Here is a 20,657-nt window from a genome sequence, read left to right as displayed (position 1 = left end):
CGGTTTCGGCGCCTTCCCGGCCCTGGCGCATCATCTGACGGGGCGTCAGAGTATGGGCGACCGCAGGAGGACGGAAGGGAAGACGGAGGGAAGCCCCCATGTCCGAGGACACCCGCAGCGAGACGTACGCCGAACTGGCCGCAGTAGGCCCGTACGGCGTCCGCCCCGGCCACGCCCTGATCACCATGGTCGAGCCGAGTCCCGGCCACGAGTACGCGTACAACCGCTGGTACGAGGACGACCACTACTACGCCGGCGCGATGGCCATGCCCTGGATGTTCGCCGGCCGCCGCTGGGTGGCCACCCGGGACCTGCAACTCCTGCGCCGCCCCGAGAAGTCGGCGATCGCCGAACCGGTCACCGCCGGCTGCTACCTCTCCACGTACTGGATCACCGACGGCCGCTACGACGACCACATGCGCTGGACGGTCGCCATCAACAAGCGCCTCAACCGCGACGGCCGCGTCTACCGCGACCGCGTCCACGTCTTCACCGCGTTCCAGGACCACGAGGCGACCGTCTACCGCGACGGCGCGGCGGGACCGCGCGACGTCCACGCCCTGGACCACCCCTACGCCGGCCTGGTCCTCCAGGTCCTGGACACCGAGTCGGCCGAGCAGCGCGCGGAGCTGCTGGAGTGGCTGGTGGCCCGCCACCTGCCCCAGCGGCTGGCGGGCTCACCGGCGGCGATGGTGACCGTCTTCCGGCCGACCCCGCTGCCCGGCGACCGCATGACCTACGTCCGGCAGGTCGAGGGCGTCGACACCCGGCTGACGCTGCTGTGGTTCCTGGAGACGGACCCGGGGGAGTGCTGGGAGCGGTGCTTCACGGGGCTGGAGGAGGCGGTCACCGAGGCCGGACCGGGGGGCCGGGTGGAACTGCTGGCACCGTTCGTCCCGACGATCCCGGGCACGGACACGTACGTGGACCGGCTGCGGTGACGTCGGCGGGCCGCCGAGCCGTGGTCCGCCGAGCCGTGGTCCGCCCAGCCGTAGCCCGCCGAGCCGTACGGTCACCGCAACTCGTCGGGGCACGGTGTGCCGCGCGGCAGGGTGTAGGGCGCCGCCAGCCGGTATGTCCCCGCCTCCGGCGCGACCAGCATCGTCCACCGGTCGCCCTCCGCGTCCTCCTCGGTCTCCATCAGGCATCCGTTGACGTTGTCGTACGTCTTCGCCTCGCCGTCGGCCCGCTCCCGCGACGCCTCCGTCTCCTGCGGCGGCTTCAGCTTGTTGCCCTCGGCGTCGACGATGCTCAGCCACGGCGAGTACGGGATCTTGATGAGGATCCGGCCCGCCTTCCTCACCTCCATGGTCAGCTCGCCCTGCGCCGCCCGTTCCACCACCGCGTTCGGCTCGGCGAGCGGCGCGGGGTCGGTCACCCGGAACAGCTGCCAGTTGGCGTCGCCCCAGACCTGCCGCAGATACGGCAGCCCCCGCTGCACCAGCTCCCGCTCCCGCTCGCCCCCGTCGCCGTCCGGCTCGTCCTTCGGCAGCACCACGAAGTGCACGGCCCAGCGCTTGAGCCACTCGTGGTAGTTCGCCGAGTTGAGCGTGTCGTCGTAGAAGAGCGGGTTGCGCTCCATGTCGGCCTGCCGGTTCCAGCCGCGGGCCAAGTTCACGTAGGGCGCGAGCGCGGACGCCTCCCGGTGGGAGCGGGCGGGCACGACCTCCACCCGGCCCTTCTCCGCCCCGACCTCCTGGAGCTCGTTGACCAGCGGTGCCAGCTCACGCGCCCAGGACGCCGCCGGGGTGGTGTGGACGACGTCGTCGACCGACTTGAAGCCGATCCAGACGGTGAACCCGACGCAGGACAGCACGACCGCGTACCACTTGCGCGAACGCGGCACGGTGAACGGCAGCGCGGCCATCAGCGCCACCCCCGCGAACAGCATCGGCAGCCGGGTGATGTTGGAACCGATCTGCGAGCTGATCAGCCACACCAGCAGCACCGACAGCCCGTACACGGCCGACGTGATCCGTACGGTCGTCCACTCGCGCGGCACCAGGGCGAAGACGGCCACCGCCGACGCCAGCGGCAGGACCGCCGACCCGAACCCCATGGGCTGGGTGCCCGAGAACGGGAACAGCCAGGCCGACACCGCCACCACGGCCGCCGGCGCGAGCCCCAGCGCCCAGGCGCCCGGACGCCGCTTCTGCAGGAACAGCGCGACCGCCACCAGCCCCACGAACAGGCCCGCGACCGGCGACGACATCGTGGCGAGCGCGGCCAGCGGCGCCGCGCACAGCGCCTTCGCCCACCGCTTGTAGCGCCAGCGGTACGGCCAGCAGAACACCACGGCGACCGCGCCCAGCGCGAACACCGTGCCCAGTCCGAAGGTCACCCGCCCCGATGCCGCGTTGCACAGGAACGCGAACACCCCGGCCAGCCCCGGCCACAGCGGCTCCTTGACCGGCCGACTGCGCACGAGGACCAGCATCAGCAGCGCCGCCGAGAGCGTGCCCGCGATCATCATCGTGGTACGGACACCGAGCACCGACATCAGATACGGCGACACCACGCTGTACGACACCGGGTGCATCCCGCCGTACCAGGCGAGGTTGTACGCGGAGTCCGGGTGCCGGCCGACGAACTCCGCCCACGCGTCCTGCGCGGCGAGATCGCCACCGCTGTTGGCGAACGTGAAGAACCAGACGATGTGCAGTACGCCCGCCAGAGCGGTCACGAAGAGGACCGGACGGCGCTGGATCCACGCGCGGACGGAGCCGGTGACGGCGGCGAGTCCGGAGGGCGGAACGGGTGACGCCGAGGGTGGTGAGGGCGCTGGGTCCGAGGATGCCGAGGGCGCTGCCCGGTTGTCGGGTACCGGGGGCGCTGCCCGGTTGTCCTCAGCCCCTTCCGGGGCGTCTTCCGGGGGCATGGGCAGCCGTATTCGAGGGCCGGTCTCCCGGCCCGGATCGGTCTCGTCGGCGCGTGTCGGCTCCGCTGTGGCCACCTGAAGGCACTCCCCGTGGTGTCCCGTCTTCTGTTCGCGGCCGCGTCCCGTCAGCGGCGCCTGTCCCGTTTCGTGACGCTAGCACGCACCTCGCCGGCCGGAACCTGGACGGGTTCCGGCCGGCGAGGTACGGCGGCGCACTTCTTCCGTCCGGATCAGCCGAGACGCGTCAACTTGTCCGTGAAGCCCGGCTCGACGAGATCCTTCTGGAGGGCGACCGGGACCTTGACCGCGCTGCCGGAGCCGTCACCGACGGTGAGCGAGCCCACCTGGGTGCCGGCCTTCGCCGTGTGCGGCAGGTCGTCGGCGGCGAACGTCAGCTTGACCGTCAGGCCCGCCCAGCCGACGGCCGTGACGTCCTTCGTGGCCACGACCGGGGTACGGCCGCCGAGTCCGTCGTCCGCGTACCCCACGACGTCGCCCTTCTTCAGGATCGTCGCGGACTCCAGCGCGTCCTGCGCGGCCCGGATGAGCTTGTCGCTCGAATCGAGGGCGGCGCCGATGATGGTGTTGTCCGCGCCGCCCGCGGGCTGGCGCACGACCGCGCCGACGATCCGGTGCACCTCGCCGTCCACGTCCTTCTTCGCCGCGAAGACGAGGTTGCCCAGGGCGGAGGTGGTGGTGCCGGTCTTGATGCCGACCACGTCGTTGTAACCGACCAGGCGGTTCCAGTTGTCGTGCTTGGTGCCCTTGTAGTCGACGTACGACATCATCGCGGCGACCTCGCGGAAGGCCGGCTCCGTCATCGCGGCCTTGCCCAGCTTCACCTGGTCCACCGCCGTGCTCACGGTGGTGTTGTTCAGACCCGACGGGTCGGTGTACGTCGTGTTGGTCATGCCGAGGTCCTCGGCGGCGTCGTTCATCTTCGCCACGAACGCCTTCTCCGACCCCGCGTCCCAGCGGGCGAGCAGACGGGCCACGTTGTTCGCGGACGCGATGAGGATGCTCTCCAGTGCCTCGCGCTGGGAGATCGAGTCGCCCTTGGTCACGTCGACGGTCGACTCCTGGCCGGCGTCCGACTGGTCCTCGGCGGCCTGGTCGATCTCGATCTTCGGGCCGTCGGCGCCGCTCTTGAGCGGGTGGTCACGCAGGATGACGTACGCCGTCATGACCTTGGCGACGCTGGCGATCGGCACGGGCTTCTGCTCGCCGGACGAGCCGAACGTGCCGATGCCCTGCACGTCCACGGCGGCCTGTCCGTCGGCCGGCCAGGGCATCTCGGCCTTGCCGCCCTCGAAGGTGTAGCTGTCCTCGGCGGTGAGCTGGAGCTCGGGCGCCGGCAGCGGGCGCACGGCCTGGACGACCGCGAACACGACCACCAGCAGCAGGACCAGCGGGGTCCAGATCTTGACCCGGCGGACGGCCGTGCGGACCGGCGTCTCCGCCGGCGGCGGTGTGTTCGTCAGCTCCGCCAGCAGGTCCAGCGGCGGCTTCGGCGGCAACGGCTGCTGCGTCGTCCGCTCGGGCCCGGGCTGCGGCCCGGCCGCGGTGACCTGAGGGAGGGCGGCGGTGGCGTCCGCGGCCTGCGGCCTGCGCGCCGAGGGCTCGTCCAACGGCTTGAGCGCGACGAACTTGCTGGTCCGCTCGGCGTCGGAGGCCGGCTTGGCCTCTGGCTCCGGCTCGGCCTTCGATTGCGGCTCGGCCTTCGGCTCGACCCCGGACTCGGGCTCGGGCTTGTCCTTGGTCGCCCCGCCGAACTTCAGCATGGTCGTCGGCTGGTCCACGGCCGGTGCGGAGGGCCGCACGGTCTTGAAGACGGCGGTGGCCTGGTCGACGGCGGGCTTGGCGGGGGCGGGGGGCTGGTCGGTGGCGGTGGCGGTCTCCGCATCCGCATCCGCGTCGGCCTGGTCCCTCGCGTCGGCCGGCGACTTGTCCGGTTCGGGCCCCGGCTCGGTGTCCGGTTCCGGCTCGGTGTCCGTTGCGGTGTTCGCATGTGCGTTCACCGGGGTGTCGGCGACGACAGCGATGTCGTCGGCTTCGGCTTCGGCGTCGCCGGCGGCCTTCGCCTCGTCGGCAGCCTTCGCCTCGGCGGCGGGCTCGGCTTCGTCCTCGACTCCGCGACTCGACTCGGCCTCGCCACCGCTCGCCGGCTCCACGGCGTCCTCGGGCTCACCGGCGTCGTCCGTGGCGTCGGCGTCGGGGATTGCGTCCTCGGGTTCACCGGCGTCGTCCGTGGCGTCGGTGTCCGGGATTGCGTCCTCGGGTTCGCCGGTGTCGTCCGTGGCGTCGGCGTCGGGGATTGCGTCCTCGGGTTCGGCGTCCTCGGGTTCGCCGGTGTCGTCCGTGGCGTCGGCGTCGGGGATTGCGTCCTCGGGTTCGGCGTCCTCGGGTTCGCCGGCGTCGTCCGTGGCGTCGGTGTCCGGGATTGCGTCCTCGGGTTCGTCGGCGTCGTCCGTGGCGTCGGCGTCCGGGATTGCGTCCTCGGGCTCACCGGCCTGGTCCGTCGCGTCCGCGTCCGCCGCCGGCTTCTCGTCCGCCGACGCCACCCACGCGGCCACCGCGTCCCGCAGCCGGGCGCTCCCCGCCGCGGTCCTCGGGTCACGATCGCCGGAGTCGCCGGAGTCGCCGGAGTCGTCAGCCGTCTTCGAGTCGCCCTCGGCCGGTGCGTCCGTCGTCTGCGCGGCCACGTCCCCGCTCCGGGCCGCTCCGGCCTCCCGGGCGGCCTCGGTGTCCTCGGCCTCCCCGGGGGCTTCCTGGGGGGCGTCCTGCGGGGCGTCCACGGGCCCCTGCGCGGCCTCCGCGAGTTCCCGGACGGACAGCACCCTCGTCGCCGTGTCCACGCCCCCGCGCGCCGCCGGAGCCGCCTTCGCTTCCCGGGCCACCGCCAGACGTGGATCGCGCGGCGCGCCCGACTCGTTCCTGGCCTCGGGAACCGGACCCGCGCTCCCCGACGTCGGTTCCGCCGACGACTCCTGCTGCTTCGACCTGTCGGGGGACTCGCCCGCCACCGATGCCTCCTCCATGCGCCGCACGCCGTCCGTGCGCCAACCGAACTGTGAACCGCCGCGCCCGGGACAGCGCTCCGAAGCGCTGTCCGAACCATGTACCAGTGTCCTGTGTGCGGGCTTGTCTCCAGCGGTAGACGAGAACGACATACCTACTGGTTCCACTACAAACAGGTCACGCACCCTCGACAGATGAATGTGAGAGGGGTCACCCTGTCATTCATCCACGCGGGGAGGCATGGATGGGCATGAGCCGCAGAACACTTCCGGAGGAGCTTCTGCTGCTGGCGCTGGACCCGGCCACGGGTACCACCGCACAGCCGCAGTCGCTCGACCTTGGTCTGGCCGGAGCACAGCTAGTGGAGCTGGCGCTGGCCGGACGGATAGCCCCAGACGGGGATCGTATCGCCGTGGTGTCCCCACGGCCGACCGGAGATCCGACACTGGACTGCGCGTTGGAGTTGCTGCGAAGGCGTGGCGCTCCGGTACGTGCTATCCACTGGATTGGCGGGCCGCGTCTCGGGCTGCGCCAGACCTACCTCTCGCATCTGGAGCGGTGCGGCATGGTGCATGCCGTTGCGGGCCAGATGTGCGGAGTGCTGCCGACGACTCGCTACCAGGCGAGTCAGACCGAGATCAGCCGGGAGATCAGATCCCGACTGGACTCCGCGATCCGCACCGGCGTACCGCCGGACCCGCGGACCGCGGCGCTCGCCGCACTGGCGCACGCGGTCGGCCTCGGCAAGCATCTGTACCCGGGCAACGAGGGGCGGTCCTCCCGCTCCCGGCTCAGGGATCTGATCAGGCACGACCCCATGGGCGGCCTCGTGGCGCATGCCGTGATGGACGTTCAGAACGGTGTGGCGGTCCAGCCGCGCCGCAGCCCGGCACCGGCCGGCCGTCAGGTCGCCCCCGGAGCCAGGCCCGCACCGGAACCCGCCCGCGGCGTTCCGATGCAACCGCACCGCGGATCCATGGCGCGTGCCGTGGCCCACTGAGCCGCGGCTCACGGCACGCAGCACCACCACGGCAGTACCCGCACGACCTGCGTACGCGCCGCACGGCAGTTCGCGTCGCACCCAGTACGAAGGCACCCACGCACCACGCACCACGCACCACCGAGCGCCGCACCGCAGTCCCCAGACCCGGTTCGGGAGCCGCAGGTCCGCGCGGGGCGACGGGACCGTACGTCCGGGCCACCGGACGAGGAAACGGTCCCGCCGTCCCGCGCGGCCGTCTGTCGAGGGCCGGGTGGGAGCAAGGCGAGGGGCTGTGCGAGGAGTTGACGCCGGAGACTCCTCGATCCCCGGGCACGCAGCGCATATCCACTGTTTCCCAGCGGTACCGAGCACCTTGGTGGCAGTCTGCTCAACAGCAGATACGCAAAGTGGCAGTACGAGGCACGCAGCCGGAGGTGCACGTCCCGTGGCGTCCAATGTCAATCCCACCGTCAGGCGGCGCCGGCTGGGCCAGGAGCTGCGCCGGCTCCGCGAGCTCAAAGGCATGACGGCCGAGGAGGTCGCCGAGCGACTGCTGGTGTCGCAGTCGAAGATCAGCCGTCTGGAGAACGGGCGGCGCAGCATCAGCCAGCGTGACGTCCGCGATCTGTGCGGGGTCTACGAGGTCGAGGACCAGCGCGTCGTCGAGTCGCTGATGCAGATGGCCAAGGACTCCCGGCAGCAGGGCTGGTGGCACGCCTTCGGGGACATCCCGTACAGCGTCTACATCGGCCTGGAGACGGACGCGGAGTCGCTGAGGGTCTACGAACCCCAGATCATCACGGGCCTGTTGCAGACCCGCGCCTACGCCGAGGCCATCATCAGGGGCGGTTCGCCGGAGACCTCGGACACCGAGATCGACAAGCGGGTGCAGGTCCGGCTGCGGCGGCAGGATCGTATCGCCACAGAGGGGGAGCCGCTCAGGCTCTGGGTGGTCCTGGACGAGGCGGCGTTGCGCCGGGTCGTGGGGAGCCGTCAGGTGATGCGCGAACAGCTGGAGCACCTCGCCGAGATGTCCCAGCGGCCGCACATCACCGTGCAGGTGCTGCCCTTCGAGGTGGGGGCGCATCCCGGTATCAACGGCCAGTACTCGATCCTGGAGTTCGCGGACGCCGCCGACTCCAGCGTGGTGTACATCGAGGGCGTCACCAGTGACCTCTACCTGGAGAAGGCGCACGACGTGCAGAAGTACACCGTGATGTACGAGCACTTGAGGGCGCAGGCGCTGAACGTCGACCAGTCGACCCGGCTCATCGAGGACGTGGCGAAGGAGTACGCCCGGGAGTACGCCCCCTGATCCGGTGGGCCTCCCGGGGCTGGTGTGGCGGCTGGTCGCGCGGCGGAGGCGGGATGCTACACCGCGCCCGGGCCTCACTGGAAGGATCCGCTGGAATATGCCATCCAGACGAGTGAACGACTGCTCCAGAAGAGAGGGTGAGCGAGTAGCGTCGATCACGCCAACGATCAGCACAGGTTGGCGGAAACCGAACTGCGCAACTGGCTAACGGAGCAAACATGGCAATTCTTCAGGGCGCCACGGACTCGTGGACGAAGTCCTCGTACTCCAACAACAACGGCGCCTGCGTCGAGGTCAAGTCGCCCACCGTCACGGCGCTCGCCGTCCGTGACTCCAAGGTCACCGAGGGGCCGACCCTGGCCTTCCCCGCCCAGGCGTGGACCGCCTTCGTGGCGTCGGTCAAGGCGTAAGGGCCGGATCCTTCCGGTTCGCCTGCCCGGCTTGCCGAAAACGCCGCCAGCACCACCGCACCACCAGCACTACCGCACCACCACCAGCACCACCGAGAAGAGCCCTCTCGACCAGTTCGCCGTCCTAGCCGAGAGGGCTCGGCTTGTGCCCCGGCTCGCCCGGGGCCAGGTCGACTCCCCGCCGAGGACCCGTCGCACACCGGGTCCTCGGTCGGCGCCGTCCTCCGTCACCAGGCGGCCTTCACCGCCCGGTGACCAGGACACGCGGCCCTGCCCCAGGGGCGAGGTCAGGCGGCGAGCTGCGCCTCGATGGCGGCCACGACCTCCGCCGACTCCGGCTCGGTCTGCGGCGAGAAACGGGCGACGACCTCGCCGTCCCGGCCGATCAGGAACTTCTCGAAGTTCCAGCGGATGTCCCCGCTGTGCCCCTCGGCGTCGGCGAAGCCGGCCAGCCGGTCGTAGAGCGGATGCCGGCCCTCTCCGTTGACCTCGACCTTCTCGGTCAGCGGGAAGGTGACGCCGTACGTCGCCGAGCAGAACTCGGCGATCTCCTCGGCGCTGCCGGGCTCCTGCCCGAGGAACTGGTTGCACGGCACCCCGAGCACCGTGAACCCGCGCCCGGCGTACTGCTCCTGCAACCGCTCCAGCCCGTTGTACTGCGGGGTCAGCCCGCACTTGGAGGCCACGTTCACGACCAGGACGGCCTGGCCGGCGTACTGGGAGAGGTCGGCGGGACCGCCCTTGAGGGCGGCGATCTCGACATCGAGGGGAGAGGAACCGTGCGTGTCAGTCGTCTCAGTCGTCATGAGCGGATGCTAGTCGCGCGATGTGACGGCCCCCCGACCGGACCCTGACAGTCCGGTTTTCCCACGTCCGAGCCCCCGGCGTCCCCTCCCCCGAAGTCTGCGAAACCCCCGAAGCCTGCCGAGGTCATGAGGCCCCCCAAGCCTCCGCCCGCTCCGGCCCAGCCGCCCCGGCCCCCGCCGCCTCCACCAGGACTTCGCCCGCCGCCGTACGCGAGTACAGCACCGAGCGGCCCGCCCGCCTCCGTTCCACCAGTCCCGCGTCCAGCAGCACCCGCAGGTGCCGTCCGACCGACCCGAGCCCCTGCCGGGTCACGGCGACGAGCTGGCTGGTGCTGAGCGGGGAGCCGAGGAGGACCAGCACGCCGGCCCGCGCGGGCCCGAGCAGCGCGCCCAGACTCGCGGGCACCGTCCGCCCGCCGGGATCGGCGAGCGCGCCGGCGCAGGCGTAGATCACCGCGTACCGGCCGGGCTCCTCCCAGGAGACCCAGCCGGACCTGGGAGTGACCGGCACGAAGACGAGTTCGGCGCCGGAGATCTCGCGGGGCGGATACTCGTGCGGGTTCACCTGAAGCCGGTTCTCACCGAGCCAGCGCGTGCGCCCCGGCCGCAGCGCGTCCAGCACCGCCGCCCAGCCCCCACGGCTCACCTGCGCGGTCCGGGCGACCACATCCGCCTCCAGCACCCGCCGGCGCCGGTCCCAGTCCGGTCGTACGGTCCGGGCCCACACGTACTCCAGCAGGCCGGCCGCCCGCTCCGGGAGATCGTCGCGGTCCAGTTCGGCGGGGACCGGGCCGGCGAGGGACATCCGCAGGTTCGCGCGGGCGTCCCGGGGGCAGGCGGCCCGCACCCGCTCCACCCCCTCCTCGAAGGTCTCGCGGTCCGCGGGGGTGGGCATGAGGAAGTCGGCGATCCAGTCCCGGCCGAGCCCCGCGCGGACGAGCCGCGCGGTCACCGGGTCGGCCGCCAGCCGCCTGCCGTACGCGGGCAGATGTGCGCGCAGCCACTCCCGCTCACCGGGATGCGCGGGCACTCCCCTGTGCAGCAGCTGGAGACAGGCGAAGGTCTCGGCCAGCGGGGAGAGCACGAACCGGCTGGCGGCGAGCGTGTCGGCGTTGACCTGCCACCAGCCCACGATCCCTCCCCGGCCGTCCGCCATGACGTTTCGCGCCCGAGCGAAACAGTAACGACCCCTCCTCGCCCGCCCAAGACTCCGCGTATGCGCAGCTACCGACAGCTCTTCCGCACACCGGAGTTCACCCCTCTCTTTCTCGCCTCCTCCGCCAGGACGGTCGCCCAGACGCTGAGCGGGCTGGCGCTCGGCACCCTGGTGTACCGGACGACCGGCTCGCCGCTGCTGTCGGCGGTGAGCATGTTCGGCCCGTCGCTGGCGCAGGTGCTGGGCGCGACCTTCCTCCTCTCCGGCGCCGACCGGCTGCCCCCACGGGCCACGACGACGGGTATCGCGCTCGCCTTCGCGGCCGGTACGGCGGTCCTGGCGCTGCCCGGTCTCCCGGTCTGGACGATCTTCGTGGTCCTCCTCCTCCAGGGCCTCGTCGCCTCGCTGGGCGGGGGAGTGCTCTGGGGCCTGCTGAACGAGATCCTCGCCAAGGAGGGCTATCTGCTGGGGCGTTCGGTGTTCAACATGATGAGCGGGCTCATGCAGGTCACCGGTTACGCGACCGCCGGCGTCCTGCTGGCCGTCCTCTCCCCGCGCGCCTGTCTCCTGCTGGCGGCGGTGCTGTACGTCCTCGCCGCCGTGGCGGCCCGCCTGGGCCTGACCCGCCGCCCGCCCCGCGCCTCGGGTCGGCCCTCGGTGTCGGCGACCTGGCGCACCAACGCCCTGCTGTGGTCCTCGGGTCCCCGCCGCCGTCTCTACCTCGCCCTGTGGATCCCCAACGGCCTGGTCGTCGGCTGTGAATCGCTCTACGTCTCCTACGACCCCCGGGCCGCCGGCACGCTGTTCGCCTGTGCGGCGTTCGGCATGTTCCTCGGTGACGTGACCGTCGGCCGCCTCGTGCCGCCCGCGCTGCGGTCCCGGCTGGGCGTACCGCTGCTCCTGCTGCTGGCCGCGCCCTATCTGTTCTTCGCGCTGGGCCCGGGAGTGCCGTGGGCGGCCGTCGTCGTCGCCGTGGCGTCCGTCGGGTTCGGCGCGAGCCTGGTCCAGCAGGAGCAGCTGATGACCCTCGTCCCGGACGAACTGGCGGGCCACGCGCTGGGCCTGCACTCCGCCGGCATGCTCACCCTCCAGGGGGTGTCCGCCGCGCTGGCCGGCACCGTGGCCCAACTGACGTCACCGGCGGTCGCGATGACGGTCCTGGCCGCCGCGTCGGTCACCGTCACGCTCGCGCTGGTGGCCGCGGGTGGACGGCCCGTGTCCGCCGCCCGTGCCGGGCGGCGGACCGTGGACGCGTCCCCCCGGAGCGGCTGAACGGGGAGTCGGGGCAGGGGTGTTCACCCGTGGGAGCGGCGCGGTGGCCCAGGTGCCACCGCGCCACAGGTGCGGACGTCTCCGGTGTACGCGGTCAGCTCGCGGCGCAGGAGACGGTGGGCCAGGTCCAGTTGCCGTTGGGCTGGATGGTGACGCCGAAGGTGTCGCCGCTGCCGTTGGGTTTGGCGGTGAGTACCTGGGCGCTGGGGTAGCCGGCGGTGGTGTTCCAGGTGGAGAGGACCTTGGCGGGGGAGGGGACGTTCATGGTCACGGTCCAGTTGCTGGAGCCGGAGACCGAGACGTTGAGGTTGTACCGGTCGCTCCACTGCTGCCCCGCGGACAGGGTGGCCGTACAGCCACTGCCGCCGCCTCCGCCACCGGTACCACCACCGTCGGGGGCCACGGCGCGGCCGGTCTGCGGTGAGATCATGCCGGCGCACAGACCGCGAGCGGCCAGCCCCTGCGCGATCCGCGGGATCGCGGCGAGTGTGTTGGCGGACCAGTCGTGCATGAGCATGATCTGGCCGTTGGTGAGCCGGCCGGCGGCCCGCACGATCGCGTCGGTACTGGCACCGTTCCAGTCCTGGGAGTCGACGTCCCAGATGATCTCGGTCAGGCCGTACCTGGCCGCGACCGACCTCACCGTCGCGTTGGTCTCGCCGTAGGGCGGCCGGAACAGCCGGGGAGTGCCGCCGCCCGCGCCGGCGATGGCCTGCTGGGTCCGGGAGATCTCCGAGTCGATCTGCGCCTGGCTGAGCTGGGTCAGATGTGGATGGGTGTAGCTGTGGTTGGCGACCCACATGCCGGCGTCGACCTGGGCCCGCACCTGGGACGGGTTGGCGGCGGCGTACTGGCCCTGGTTGAACATCGTGGCCCGCAGCCCGTTCTGCCGGAGCGCGCCGAGCAGGCTCGTCGTGCTGCCGGAAGGGCCGTCGTCGAAGGTGAGCCCGACGTATCCGTCGCAGGCGGCGGCCCGAGCCGGGGCGGCATGGGCGGTGTGCCCGGCGAGCGTGCTCGCGGCGGCCATCGCGACGACGGCCAGCCCCGTGCCGAGGGAGCGTAAAGAACGGGTCGAGAGACGTGGTCTGGTGCTCATACGGAGTGTTCCTCCAGCCAAAGGTGCGGGGTCAGCTCGTGGTGCGGGAGACGGTGGGCCAGGTCGACCAGCAGGTGAGGGTGACCGCTCAGGGGCGGCGGCGACCGAAGTGGCAGCGGTGGAGCCCTGCCGACGGCGACAGTGTTGGTCTGGTCACGTCAACTGTCAACTGTTTCGGCAGTGATCCCGAAACGTTCGGTCCAGGGTGGGAGTGAGGGGGAACTCGTAATTCCAGGTCAAGTGGCACTAGTGGCCGACCGATTCGATCGCGCCCTTAGGGCGGCTAGCCCAGCAAGTCCGAAATCGCGCTCTCGTCATCGAAAGTTTCGCTGGTTTTCCGGACCGTTCAGGTCGACGGGACGGTGGCGCTCAGGTGGCGGAGTCGGGACGGGAGCTGTGGGCAGGATGGCCGGTCGTGCGGCGGGTTTCCTTCAGCTCTGCCTCGTACAGGTGATCACGGCCTTCGGCCAACCGGTTCACCGCGGCGCGTTCGAGCTGTTTGAACGGCTCGTAATAGGTGGCGTCGTAGGCCTCGACGATCTGGAAGGTCCAGTGGCCGGGAATGACATTGCGGCCCAGGATCTCCGTCTGCACTGTGTCGGCCCAGTCGGGGTGGCCCGCTTTTCGCAGAAGTTCCACCGCGCGGTCCAGTTCCAGATCCGCCGTGCCGGTCAGCTGGTGAAAACTGTAGAGATGCCCGCGGGCCCGCTCCGTCGTCTCCAATGCCTTCGACAGGGCTCCCAGAGCCTCCACCATCGTGTCACTGAGGCCCTCGGGGCGCTGATGGGCGTCGTCCGGGACGTTTTCGTGAGCGCTCATGATGTTGCTACCCAGGTGATGTGGACGGATTGCCGCCTCAGGAACCCCGAGACCTCATGAGGCACTGTCTCGGAGGAGGGTGCCCCTTTTTCCCGGATGCCACCGCGTCTCCGGCGAATGGCCCAGTCGGAACAGGGGCGCGTGAATGAAGGAAGGGGACGGGACGAAGGGGGCGAGCGGGCGGGCGCCCGGCATCAGCCGCCCGGCATCGACCGCCCGTCGCGGCACCGGCTCGGCGTCGTGGCTGTTTGACCGCCCAGGTCATGTGGGGTTCGCGTCAGGCGTGGTACTCGCCCTCAGGAGCCGCTCTCGACAGCCGACTCGTCACCGACCACCGGCCCGACCGTGAGGATCCAGAGCCATGACCGCACACACGCGCCACTCGACCCGTACTTCCCGCACCCCCGTGCAGCAGGCCGCCATGGCGGTGGGAGCCGTGTTCCTTCTCGTGGGTGTCCTGGGTTTCATCCCCGGCGTCACCACGAATTACAGCGAGATGGAATTCGCCTCGCACGAGTCGGGCGCCGAGCTGCTGGGCATTTTCCAGGTCTCCATCCTGCACAATCTCGTCCACCTGGCCTTCGGCGTCGCCGGTCTGGCGCTCGCCCGGACGGCTTCCGGAGCGTATGCCTACCTTCTGGGTGGTGGTGCCATCTACCTGGTCCTCTGGATCTACGGTCTGGCCGTCAGCCACGGCAGTGACGCGAACTTCGTCCCCGTCAACACCGCCGACGACTGGCTGCACTTCTTCCTGGGCATCGCGATGATCGGTCTCGCCCTTCTGCTGAGCCGACGCGGTGCCCGGCGCTGACGCCCGACAAGGACGCGGCATGCAGACTTTCCTGCCCTATCCCGATTTCCGGGCCTCGGCCCTGGCCCTGGACCAACGCCGGCTCGGCAAACAGCGGGTCGAGGCCTTGCAGGTCCTGCGCGGCCTCGTCGTGCCGGGCTACGGATGGCGCCATCATCCGGCGGTGCGGATGTGGACCGGATACGAGGAGGCGCTGGTCCGGTACGGCCTGGAGGTCTGCAAGGTGTGGTGTGAACAGGGCCACCAGGACAGTTGCGCGGCCACACTCGTCGCCGACCTGTTCGCGTTCCGCCCCGGTGCCTCGGTACGCGACCAGGCGCTGCTGGCGGACGCCGGCCGACTGCCGTCCTGGCTCGGTGACGACGCCTTCCACCGCAGCCACCGCTCGGCGCTGGTACGCAAGGACCCGGCCACGTACGCACCGCTCTTCCCCGGCGTACCGGACGACCTGCCCTACGTCTGGCCCGGACCGGACCGGACAGGGGAGCCGCTCTCCGAGGCGTGAGTCGGGTGAGCGGCCGGCGCCGCTCCTCCGGGCCCCCGGAGCCGGGCGGGCGAGGGCGGGAGGGCACGCGGGCGCCTCGTCCCACCGTCCTCATGGAAACCTTCTGTAACCGTCCCAGTTCGCCCCGTTGACACCTCGCACACCTCCCCTTACTGTCACGGCCAACCTTTGCGAATAGCTGACGAGATTTCGAACGCCTGAAAGGCAATCGCCCTGTGCCCCCCCGGAATCAGCACGCACGTGGCCGCAACGCCGTGGCGCGGCCCGACGTACAGGAGCATGTCGGCGCTGACGTACAGGAGCACGCCGGCGCGGGGACCACGAGGGTCGGCGAGCGCCGGATGCCGGGCCGCAGCGCCGCGCTGAACCGTTGCGCGCGGGGCAGAGGCGTCCGAGCGCCGACTCGGGCGGCACGCCGGGCCGAACCGACCTCAGCCGTGTGAGCGAGGTCCGCCGGTTGTCCACCCGCCTCGGGTGCCGCGCCCTGCCTGCGGTGCGGTCCGTCCCGCGCGCCCGGTGATCCACCCGCACGGCACCCGTCGGCGAAGCCCGGCCCCGGGGCCGTCGCGAGCGCGCCTCGCTCCCGGCCTGCCGACGACCGTCCGGCCCGCTCCACGGCTTTCCCGCCGCCGTCCCGAAACGCCCTCATCCTCTCAACGACGAGAAGAACAAGGAACGATCACCATGCTCAACCGAAGAGCCGTCCTCGCCTCCCTCGCCGGAGCCGTCTCCGTCGCTCTCACCTCGTCCGCCTGCGGCAAGGACAGCGAGGGCAGCTCCGAGACCCGCTCCGAGGGCGGAACCGTCGGCATCGCCATGCCGACCCGGTCCTCCGAGCGCTGGCTCACCGACGGCAAGAGCGTCGTCGAGAACCTGAAGATCCAGGGGTACAAGACCAAGCTGGTCTACGGCGACGACGACCCGAAGGTCCAGGCCTCCCAGATCGAGGCCCTGGTCAAGCAGGGCGTCAACGCGCTGATCATCGCGGCCATCGACGCCAAGTCGCTGAACGGCCCGCTCCAGCAGGCCGCCGACGCGAAGATCCCGGTGATCTCCTACGACCGGCTCATCCTCGGCACCGAGAACGTCGACTTCTACGTCTCCTTCGACAACGAGATGGTCGGCCGGGTCCAGGCCCACCACATCATCAAGAAGCTCGGCCTGGAGGACGGCGAGGGCCCGTTCAACATCGAGCTGTTCGCCGGCTCCCCCGACGACAACAACACCAAGTACTTCTACGAAGGCTCGATGGCGCTCCTTCAGCCGTTCCTGGAGAGCAAGCAGTTGGTCGTCCCGTCCGGCCAGACCCGGCTCGAACAGATGACCACCCTGCGCTGGGACGGGCCCACCGCGGAGAAGCGCATGCGGAGCATCCTCGCCCAGTGGTACGGCAACAGGACGGTCGACGCGGTCCTGTCGCCGTACGACGGCATCTCCCTCGGCGTCATATCCGCGCTGAACGCGGACGGCTACGGCACCGACGCCAAGCCGCTCCCCGTCATCACCGGCCAGGACGCCGAGCTGGCCTCGATCAAGTCGATCATCGCGGGCGAGCAGTCGCAGACCGTCTACAAGGACGTCCGCGAACTCGCCAGGACCGCCACGGAGATGGTCGACGACATTCTCAGCGACAGAGTGCCGAGGGTGAACAACAGGAGCGACTACGACAACGGCGTCAAGAACGTCCCCGCCCACCTGCTCCAGCCGCAGAACGTCGACAAGGCCAACTACGACGTCCTGATCCAGGACGGCTACTACAGCGTGGGCGAGCTCAAGTAACGACGTCCGACCGGCGAACCCGGCTGCGCGATGCCCGGCCCGGCAATACCGCAGCCGGTGAGTCTGCCGTGTGGGGCCGTGGGGATGATGGGATATCTGAATGATATTACTTTCCTGATTCTGTGCGCCGTTCGAACGAGTGATAATTCCACCCAGTCCTGTCTGGTGCCGTTTTAAGGATATTTCTGCGTAATATGCCGCGCAGAAACAGCAACACGACTTGCCGGGCTATCTGTCGGCCCGGTACGCCACGGCCCCCACAGGAAATGGCCTTTCGATGAAGCTGAAGATCCCCCAAGCGGCTGACCGTCGTTCTTTGTCCGGTGTTCTGGTCTCGGCGCTTGCCGCGACCGTCGCCGCCGTGATGGTCGCCCTGACGCCGACGCAGGCACTGGCCATCGCCACGCCGGTGCCTCTGGGCACGGCCGCGAGTTTCTCCGTTCTGGCGGGTCAGGGCGTGACCAATACCGGCCCCTCGGTGCTCAGCCAGGACCTCGGAACGCACCCGAACCCGTCCATCACCGGATTCCCGCCCGGTCAGGTGCTCGGCTCCGTGCACGCGGCCGACGCCGTCGCGCTCCAGGCCAAGTCCGACCTGGTCACGGCGTACAACAACGCGGCCGGTCAGGCCACGGACTTCGCACTCGGGGCGGCGATCGGCAACGGCCAGACGCTGCTCCCGGGCGTCCACACCGCTGTGTCCGGTGTCGGACTCACCGGCGACCTGACCCTGGACGCCGGGGGAAACCCGAACGCCGTCTGGGTGTTCCAGATCCCCGAGGCCCTGACGACCGCTTCCTCCAGCCGAGTGCTCCTCACGAACGGGGCTTCGGCGTGCAACGTCTTCTGGCAGATCGGGAGTTCGGCCACGCTCGGCACCAACTCCACGTTCGTGGGCACCATCATGGCTCTGACCTCGATCACCGTGACGACGGGGACCAACATCGAGGGGCGGGCGCTGGCGCGTAACGGCTCCGTGACGCTCGACGACAACCGCATCTTCCTCGGCGGGTGCGCCACCGGCACCACGAACGGAACCACCGCGGGCACGACCGCCGGTGGCGGCCTCCTCGGCGGCGGCCTGATCACCGGTGGCGTCCTGGGCGGGCCGATCCTCTCGCCCGGTGCCACCGCGGGCAACACCGCCGGCAACATCTCCGGGAACACCGCCGGGAACACCGCGGGCAACATCGCCGGGAACACCACCTCCGGGGCCACCTCGGGCAACACGGCCGGGAACATCACCTCCGGGGCCACCGCAGGCGGCAACGGCGGCGGACACGACGACGCGCCGGGCCGGCCGGACCATGACGGCAGGCCGGGAAGGCCGGACCACGGCGGTGAGCCCGGAGGCCCGGACCACGACGGCAGGCCGGGAAGGCCGGACCACGGCGGTGAGCCCGGAGGCCCGGACCACGGGGGCAAGGGCGATCACGGCAAGGGCGACCACGCCCAGAACGGCCACGGCAAGCAGCCCGACGAGAACTACGGCTACGACGACCTGCCCAAGGGCTACGCGGGCGACCACCACTCCATGAGCCACGAGGACTAGGCAGCGCACCGCGGTCAGTCCGCTCAGTGAATGACGGCGCGCGGCGGAATTCTCATCGAATCCGTCGCGCGCCGTCGGTGGCAGCCAGCGAAAACAGGCGCGAGCAGCTGATACAGAAAGACGGGTGGGCGGTGTCGAGCGGAATTGACTCACTGGACCTGGAGGAAATCCAGCAGTCCGACTCCGGTCCGGCCACGCGAGAAGGTCCGGACGCCACGGTGGTGCCGCACAAGTCGCCGAGAGGTACCCGTGCGCTGAATTCCGGACTGCGCGCCACCGCGTTCCTGTGCCTGGCGGTGAGTGTCGTCCATGTGATGTTCGTGTTCCTTCACGTGGCACCGGCCAATACCGTCTCCAAGCGATACGGTCCGCTGATCAATGGATGGGTGTACCCCTTCTTCGAACAGAACTGGCGGCTCTTCGCCCCGGACCCCGAATCCGTCAACCGGAAGATCCTGGCGAGAACCGCGGACATCGGATCCGACGGATCGGTCCGGGTGGGGCCCTGGTTCGACCTGACCGCCGTGGACGTCGCCGCGGTCGAACATCAGCCGTTCCCGAGCCACACGGCGCAGAACCTGCTGCGCCGGGCCTGGACCGGCTACGTCGACACGCACGGAGGAGACGACAAGGCGCGCACGGAACGCGCCCGGATGATGCGGAGATACCTGACCAACGTCGCCGCGGACCGCGTAGCCGCCCACAGGAGCGGCACCTTCGACTTCATCCAGCTCCGCGTCGTCACCCTGCCCATCGCGCCCGGCCCCGTCGCGGGCGAACGACCGCCGACGCCGACCGAGACCCGGCTCCTGCCCTGGTGGAAGGTGACCCGCCATGGAAAATGAGGCGCAGAAGACCTCGTCCGCCCGTGCCGACCGGTGGCTCGCCGACCGGATCACCGCCGGATGGGACCTCCTGACCGGCCGCCCGGTGTCGCTGTACGCCGCGTCGGTGCTGCGTATCGGCTACGGAATGCTCTATCTGGTCTTCCTGCTGCGGGAGTTCCCGCACCGTGCCGAGATCTGGGGTCCCGAGTCCGCGTGGACGCCCGCTCTGGCGCGCCAACTCGCCGATCAGACAGGCTGGTTCAGCATCCTGACGCTGTCCGACAGCCATGCCTACTTCGAGTTCTGCTACGTGCTGGCCCTCGTCACGTCCGCGTTGTTCACGCTGGGCTGGCGGACCCGCGTCCTGTCCGTCCTCTTCGCCGTCATGGTGACCTCGTTCCACGCCCGGGCGATCTTCATGACGGACGGGGGCGACAACCTGATCCTGCTGATGGCCCTCTACCTGGTTCTCACCGCGTGCGGCCGGCGCTGGTCCCTGGACGCCCGCAGAAACAGACTGAGGACAGTCCCCGCGGGCAGCCCACCGGAGCCGGCGAGGAACCCCTACGCGCTGCAACTCCGCGACGCCCGGACCACCTTGGTCACCGTGCTGCACAACTGCGGCATGTTCCTGATCGCGGCACAGGTCTGCCTCCTCTACGGATCAGCCGGCCTGTACAAGGTCCAGGGACCTTCCTGGAGCAGCGGCACGGCGCTCCACTACGTCCTGAACCTCGAACTCTTCCGGCCCTGGCCGGCGCTCTCCCACTTCGTGGACGAGCACACACTCGTGGTCGCCGTCGCCGGCTACCTGACCGTGCTCTTGCAGGTGGCCTTCCCGTTCGTCCTCTTCGGCAGACTCAAGTACCCCGTCCTCGCCATGCTGCTGGGCATGCACATCGGCATCGCCGCACTCATGGGGCTGCCTCTGTTCTCCGGCGCGATGATCGTCGCGGACGCCGCGTTCCTTCCCGACCGCTTCTACACCTTCCTGCCCCGCCTCTGGCGACGTGCGACGCGGCGGACGAACAGCGCCCGCCCGGCACCCGGACGACCCGCCGGAGCCGGGACCGTACCTGCGCAAGGCGGGGCCGACGGGGTCGGCCCGAAGCATCGAGGCGTCCTCCCCGCAGGGCGGACGGACAGCACGCTCGCCACCAGCGGACGACGAGACGAGAACCCGCCCTCTCAGCTCGGGAAACGTGGGTCCACCAGCACGAGGTCATCAGCCACATGGGCCGGCTTCGCCAGAGGCGACCGGTGGTGAGCGAGCGCGCTCGTTGATGTCAGAAGTGGATGTCAAAGGCCCCGGATCCTGATCGGTCCGGGCCTTTTGGCTGGTGCCTCCGGTTCTTCTGCCCGATCAGCCCCGTGCGGTACGGCCGGCCCCTCCGGCTCAGCTGCTCGACCAGCCGAAGGTGTGGCCGACAG

General features: G+C 70.4%; 17 protein-coding genes. 11 read left to right on the top strand and 6 right to left on the bottom strand.

The window, feature by feature from the left end; genetic code table 11:
- The first annotated feature begins 98 nt into the window (after positions 1–98).
- Positions 99–941, top strand: coding sequence for a hypothetical protein (locus QQS16_RS19020; RefSeq protein ID WP_286063031.1), 843 nt, complete (start codon positions 99–101; stop codon positions 939–941).
- Positions 942–1,012: 71 nt separating this feature from the next.
- Here the strand turns inward: QQS16_RS19020 and QQS16_RS19015 are convergent, their stop codons facing one another.
- A complete protein-coding gene (locus QQS16_RS19015) occupies positions 1,013–2,953 on the bottom strand; it encodes a DUF8823 domain-containing protein (protein WP_286063030.1) in 1,941 nt (646 codons plus the stop codon).
- A gap of 155 nt (positions 2,954–3,108) precedes the next feature.
- Entirely contained in the window at positions 3,109–5,916 is a 2,808-nt protein-coding gene (locus tag QQS16_RS19010) for a D-alanyl-D-alanine carboxypeptidase (RefSeq protein WP_286063029.1), read from the bottom strand.
- A 224-nt stretch (positions 5,917–6,140) separates the two neighbouring features.
- Between QQS16_RS19010 and QQS16_RS19005 the strand changes: the two genes are divergently transcribed.
- The 3 genes from QQS16_RS19005 to QQS16_RS18995 all read left to right on the top strand — a co-directional run bounded on the left by QQS16_RS19005 (position 6,141) and on the right by QQS16_RS18995 (position 8,603).
- The gene (locus QQS16_RS19005) at positions 6,141–6,896 is read left to right on the top strand and encodes a GOLPH3/VPS74 family protein (RefSeq protein WP_286063028.1); all 756 of its coding nucleotides are present in this window, start codon (positions 6,141–6,143) and stop codon (positions 6,894–6,896) included.
- Between the two features lie 427 nt (positions 6,897–7,323).
- On the top strand, positions 7,324–8,193 hold the full coding sequence (locus QQS16_RS19000) for a helix-turn-helix domain-containing protein (RefSeq protein WP_286063027.1): 870 nt from the start codon (positions 7,324–7,326) through the stop codon (positions 8,191–8,193).
- 218 nt (positions 8,194–8,411) lie between these two features.
- On the top strand, positions 8,412–8,603 hold the full coding sequence (locus QQS16_RS18995; RefSeq protein WP_286063026.1) for a DUF397 domain-containing protein: 192 nt from the start codon (positions 8,412–8,414) through the stop codon (positions 8,601–8,603).
- Between the two features lie 287 nt (positions 8,604–8,890).
- Here QQS16_RS18995 and QQS16_RS18990 read toward each other — a convergent pair whose 3' ends face one another.
- Both QQS16_RS18990 and QQS16_RS18985 read right to left on the bottom strand, forming a co-directional pair.
- Positions 8,891–9,409, bottom strand: coding sequence for a glutathione peroxidase (locus QQS16_RS18990; protein ID WP_286063025.1), 519 nt, complete (start codon positions 9,407–9,409; stop codon positions 8,891–8,893).
- A gap of 124 nt (positions 9,410–9,533) precedes the next feature.
- Positions 9,534–10,541: an ArsR/SmtB family transcription factor gene (locus QQS16_RS18985; RefSeq protein WP_286063024.1), complete on the bottom strand. Its 1,008-nt coding sequence runs from the start codon at positions 10,539–10,541 to the stop codon at positions 9,534–9,536.
- A gap of 84 nt (positions 10,542–10,625) precedes the next feature.
- Here QQS16_RS18985 and QQS16_RS18980 point away from each other — a divergent pair, with 84 nt between their 5' ends.
- Complete coding sequence (locus tag QQS16_RS18980) at positions 10,626–11,837, top strand: MFS transporter (RefSeq protein ID WP_286063023.1); 1,212 nt, start codon at positions 10,626–10,628, stop codon at positions 11,835–11,837.
- A gap of 94 nt (positions 11,838–11,931) precedes the next feature.
- On the opposite strand, the gene QQS16_RS18975 is transcribed toward QQS16_RS18980, so the two are convergent.
- Both QQS16_RS18975 and QQS16_RS18970 read right to left on the bottom strand, forming a co-directional pair.
- Complete coding sequence (locus QQS16_RS18975; protein WP_286063022.1) at positions 11,932–12,933, bottom strand: polysaccharide deacetylase family protein; 1,002 nt, start codon at positions 12,931–12,933, stop codon at positions 11,932–11,934.
- Between the two features lie 369 nt (positions 12,934–13,302).
- Positions 13,303–13,752: a hypothetical protein gene (locus QQS16_RS18970; protein ID WP_286063021.1), complete on the bottom strand. Its 450-nt coding sequence runs from the start codon at positions 13,750–13,752 to the stop codon at positions 13,303–13,305.
- A gap of 361 nt (positions 13,753–14,113) precedes the next feature.
- Between QQS16_RS18970 and QQS16_RS18965 the strand changes: the two genes are divergently transcribed.
- The 6 genes from QQS16_RS18965 (at position 14,114) to QQS16_RS18940 (ending at position 20,493) form a co-directional block, all read left to right on the top strand.
- On the top strand, positions 14,114–14,563 hold the full coding sequence (locus tag QQS16_RS18965) for a DUF4383 domain-containing protein (RefSeq protein WP_286063020.1): 450 nt from the start codon (positions 14,114–14,116) through the stop codon (positions 14,561–14,563).
- Between the two features lie 19 nt (positions 14,564–14,582).
- A complete protein-coding gene (locus QQS16_RS18960) occupies positions 14,583–15,068 on the top strand; it encodes an MSMEG_6728 family protein (RefSeq protein ID WP_286063019.1) in 486 nt (161 codons plus the stop codon).
- 684 nt (positions 15,069–15,752) lie between these two features.
- The gene (gene chvE, locus QQS16_RS18955) at positions 15,753–16,847 is read left to right on the top strand and encodes a multiple monosaccharide ABC transporter substrate-binding protein (protein WP_286063018.1); all 1,095 of its coding nucleotides are present in this window, start codon (positions 15,753–15,755) and stop codon (positions 16,845–16,847) included.
- A gap of 277 nt (positions 16,848–17,124) precedes the next feature.
- Entirely contained in the window at positions 17,125–18,399 is a 1,275-nt protein-coding gene (locus tag QQS16_RS18950; protein WP_286063017.1) for an ice-binding family protein, read from the top strand.
- A 26-nt stretch (positions 18,400–18,425) separates the two neighbouring features.
- Positions 18,426–19,244 (top strand): DUF5819 family protein, encoded by an 819-nt coding sequence (locus QQS16_RS18945; protein ID WP_353479677.1) that lies wholly within the window; start codon positions 18,426–18,428, stop codon positions 19,242–19,244.
- A complete protein-coding gene (locus QQS16_RS18940; protein ID WP_286063016.1) occupies positions 19,234–20,493 on the top strand; it encodes an HTTM domain-containing protein in 1,260 nt (419 codons plus the stop codon). The genes QQS16_RS18945 and QQS16_RS18940 overlap by 11 nt, the downstream gene beginning before the upstream one ends.
- The last annotated feature ends 164 nt before the right edge of the window (positions 20,494–20,657 follow it).

This window comes from Streptomyces sp. ALI-76-A, from assembly GCF_030287445.1.
Classification (GTDB): Bacteria; Actinomycetota; Actinomycetes; order Streptomycetales; family Streptomycetaceae; genus Streptomyces.
The sequence above is the reverse complement of the archived record's forward strand: the minus strand, read 5'-3'. Positions and strand labels throughout refer to the sequence as shown.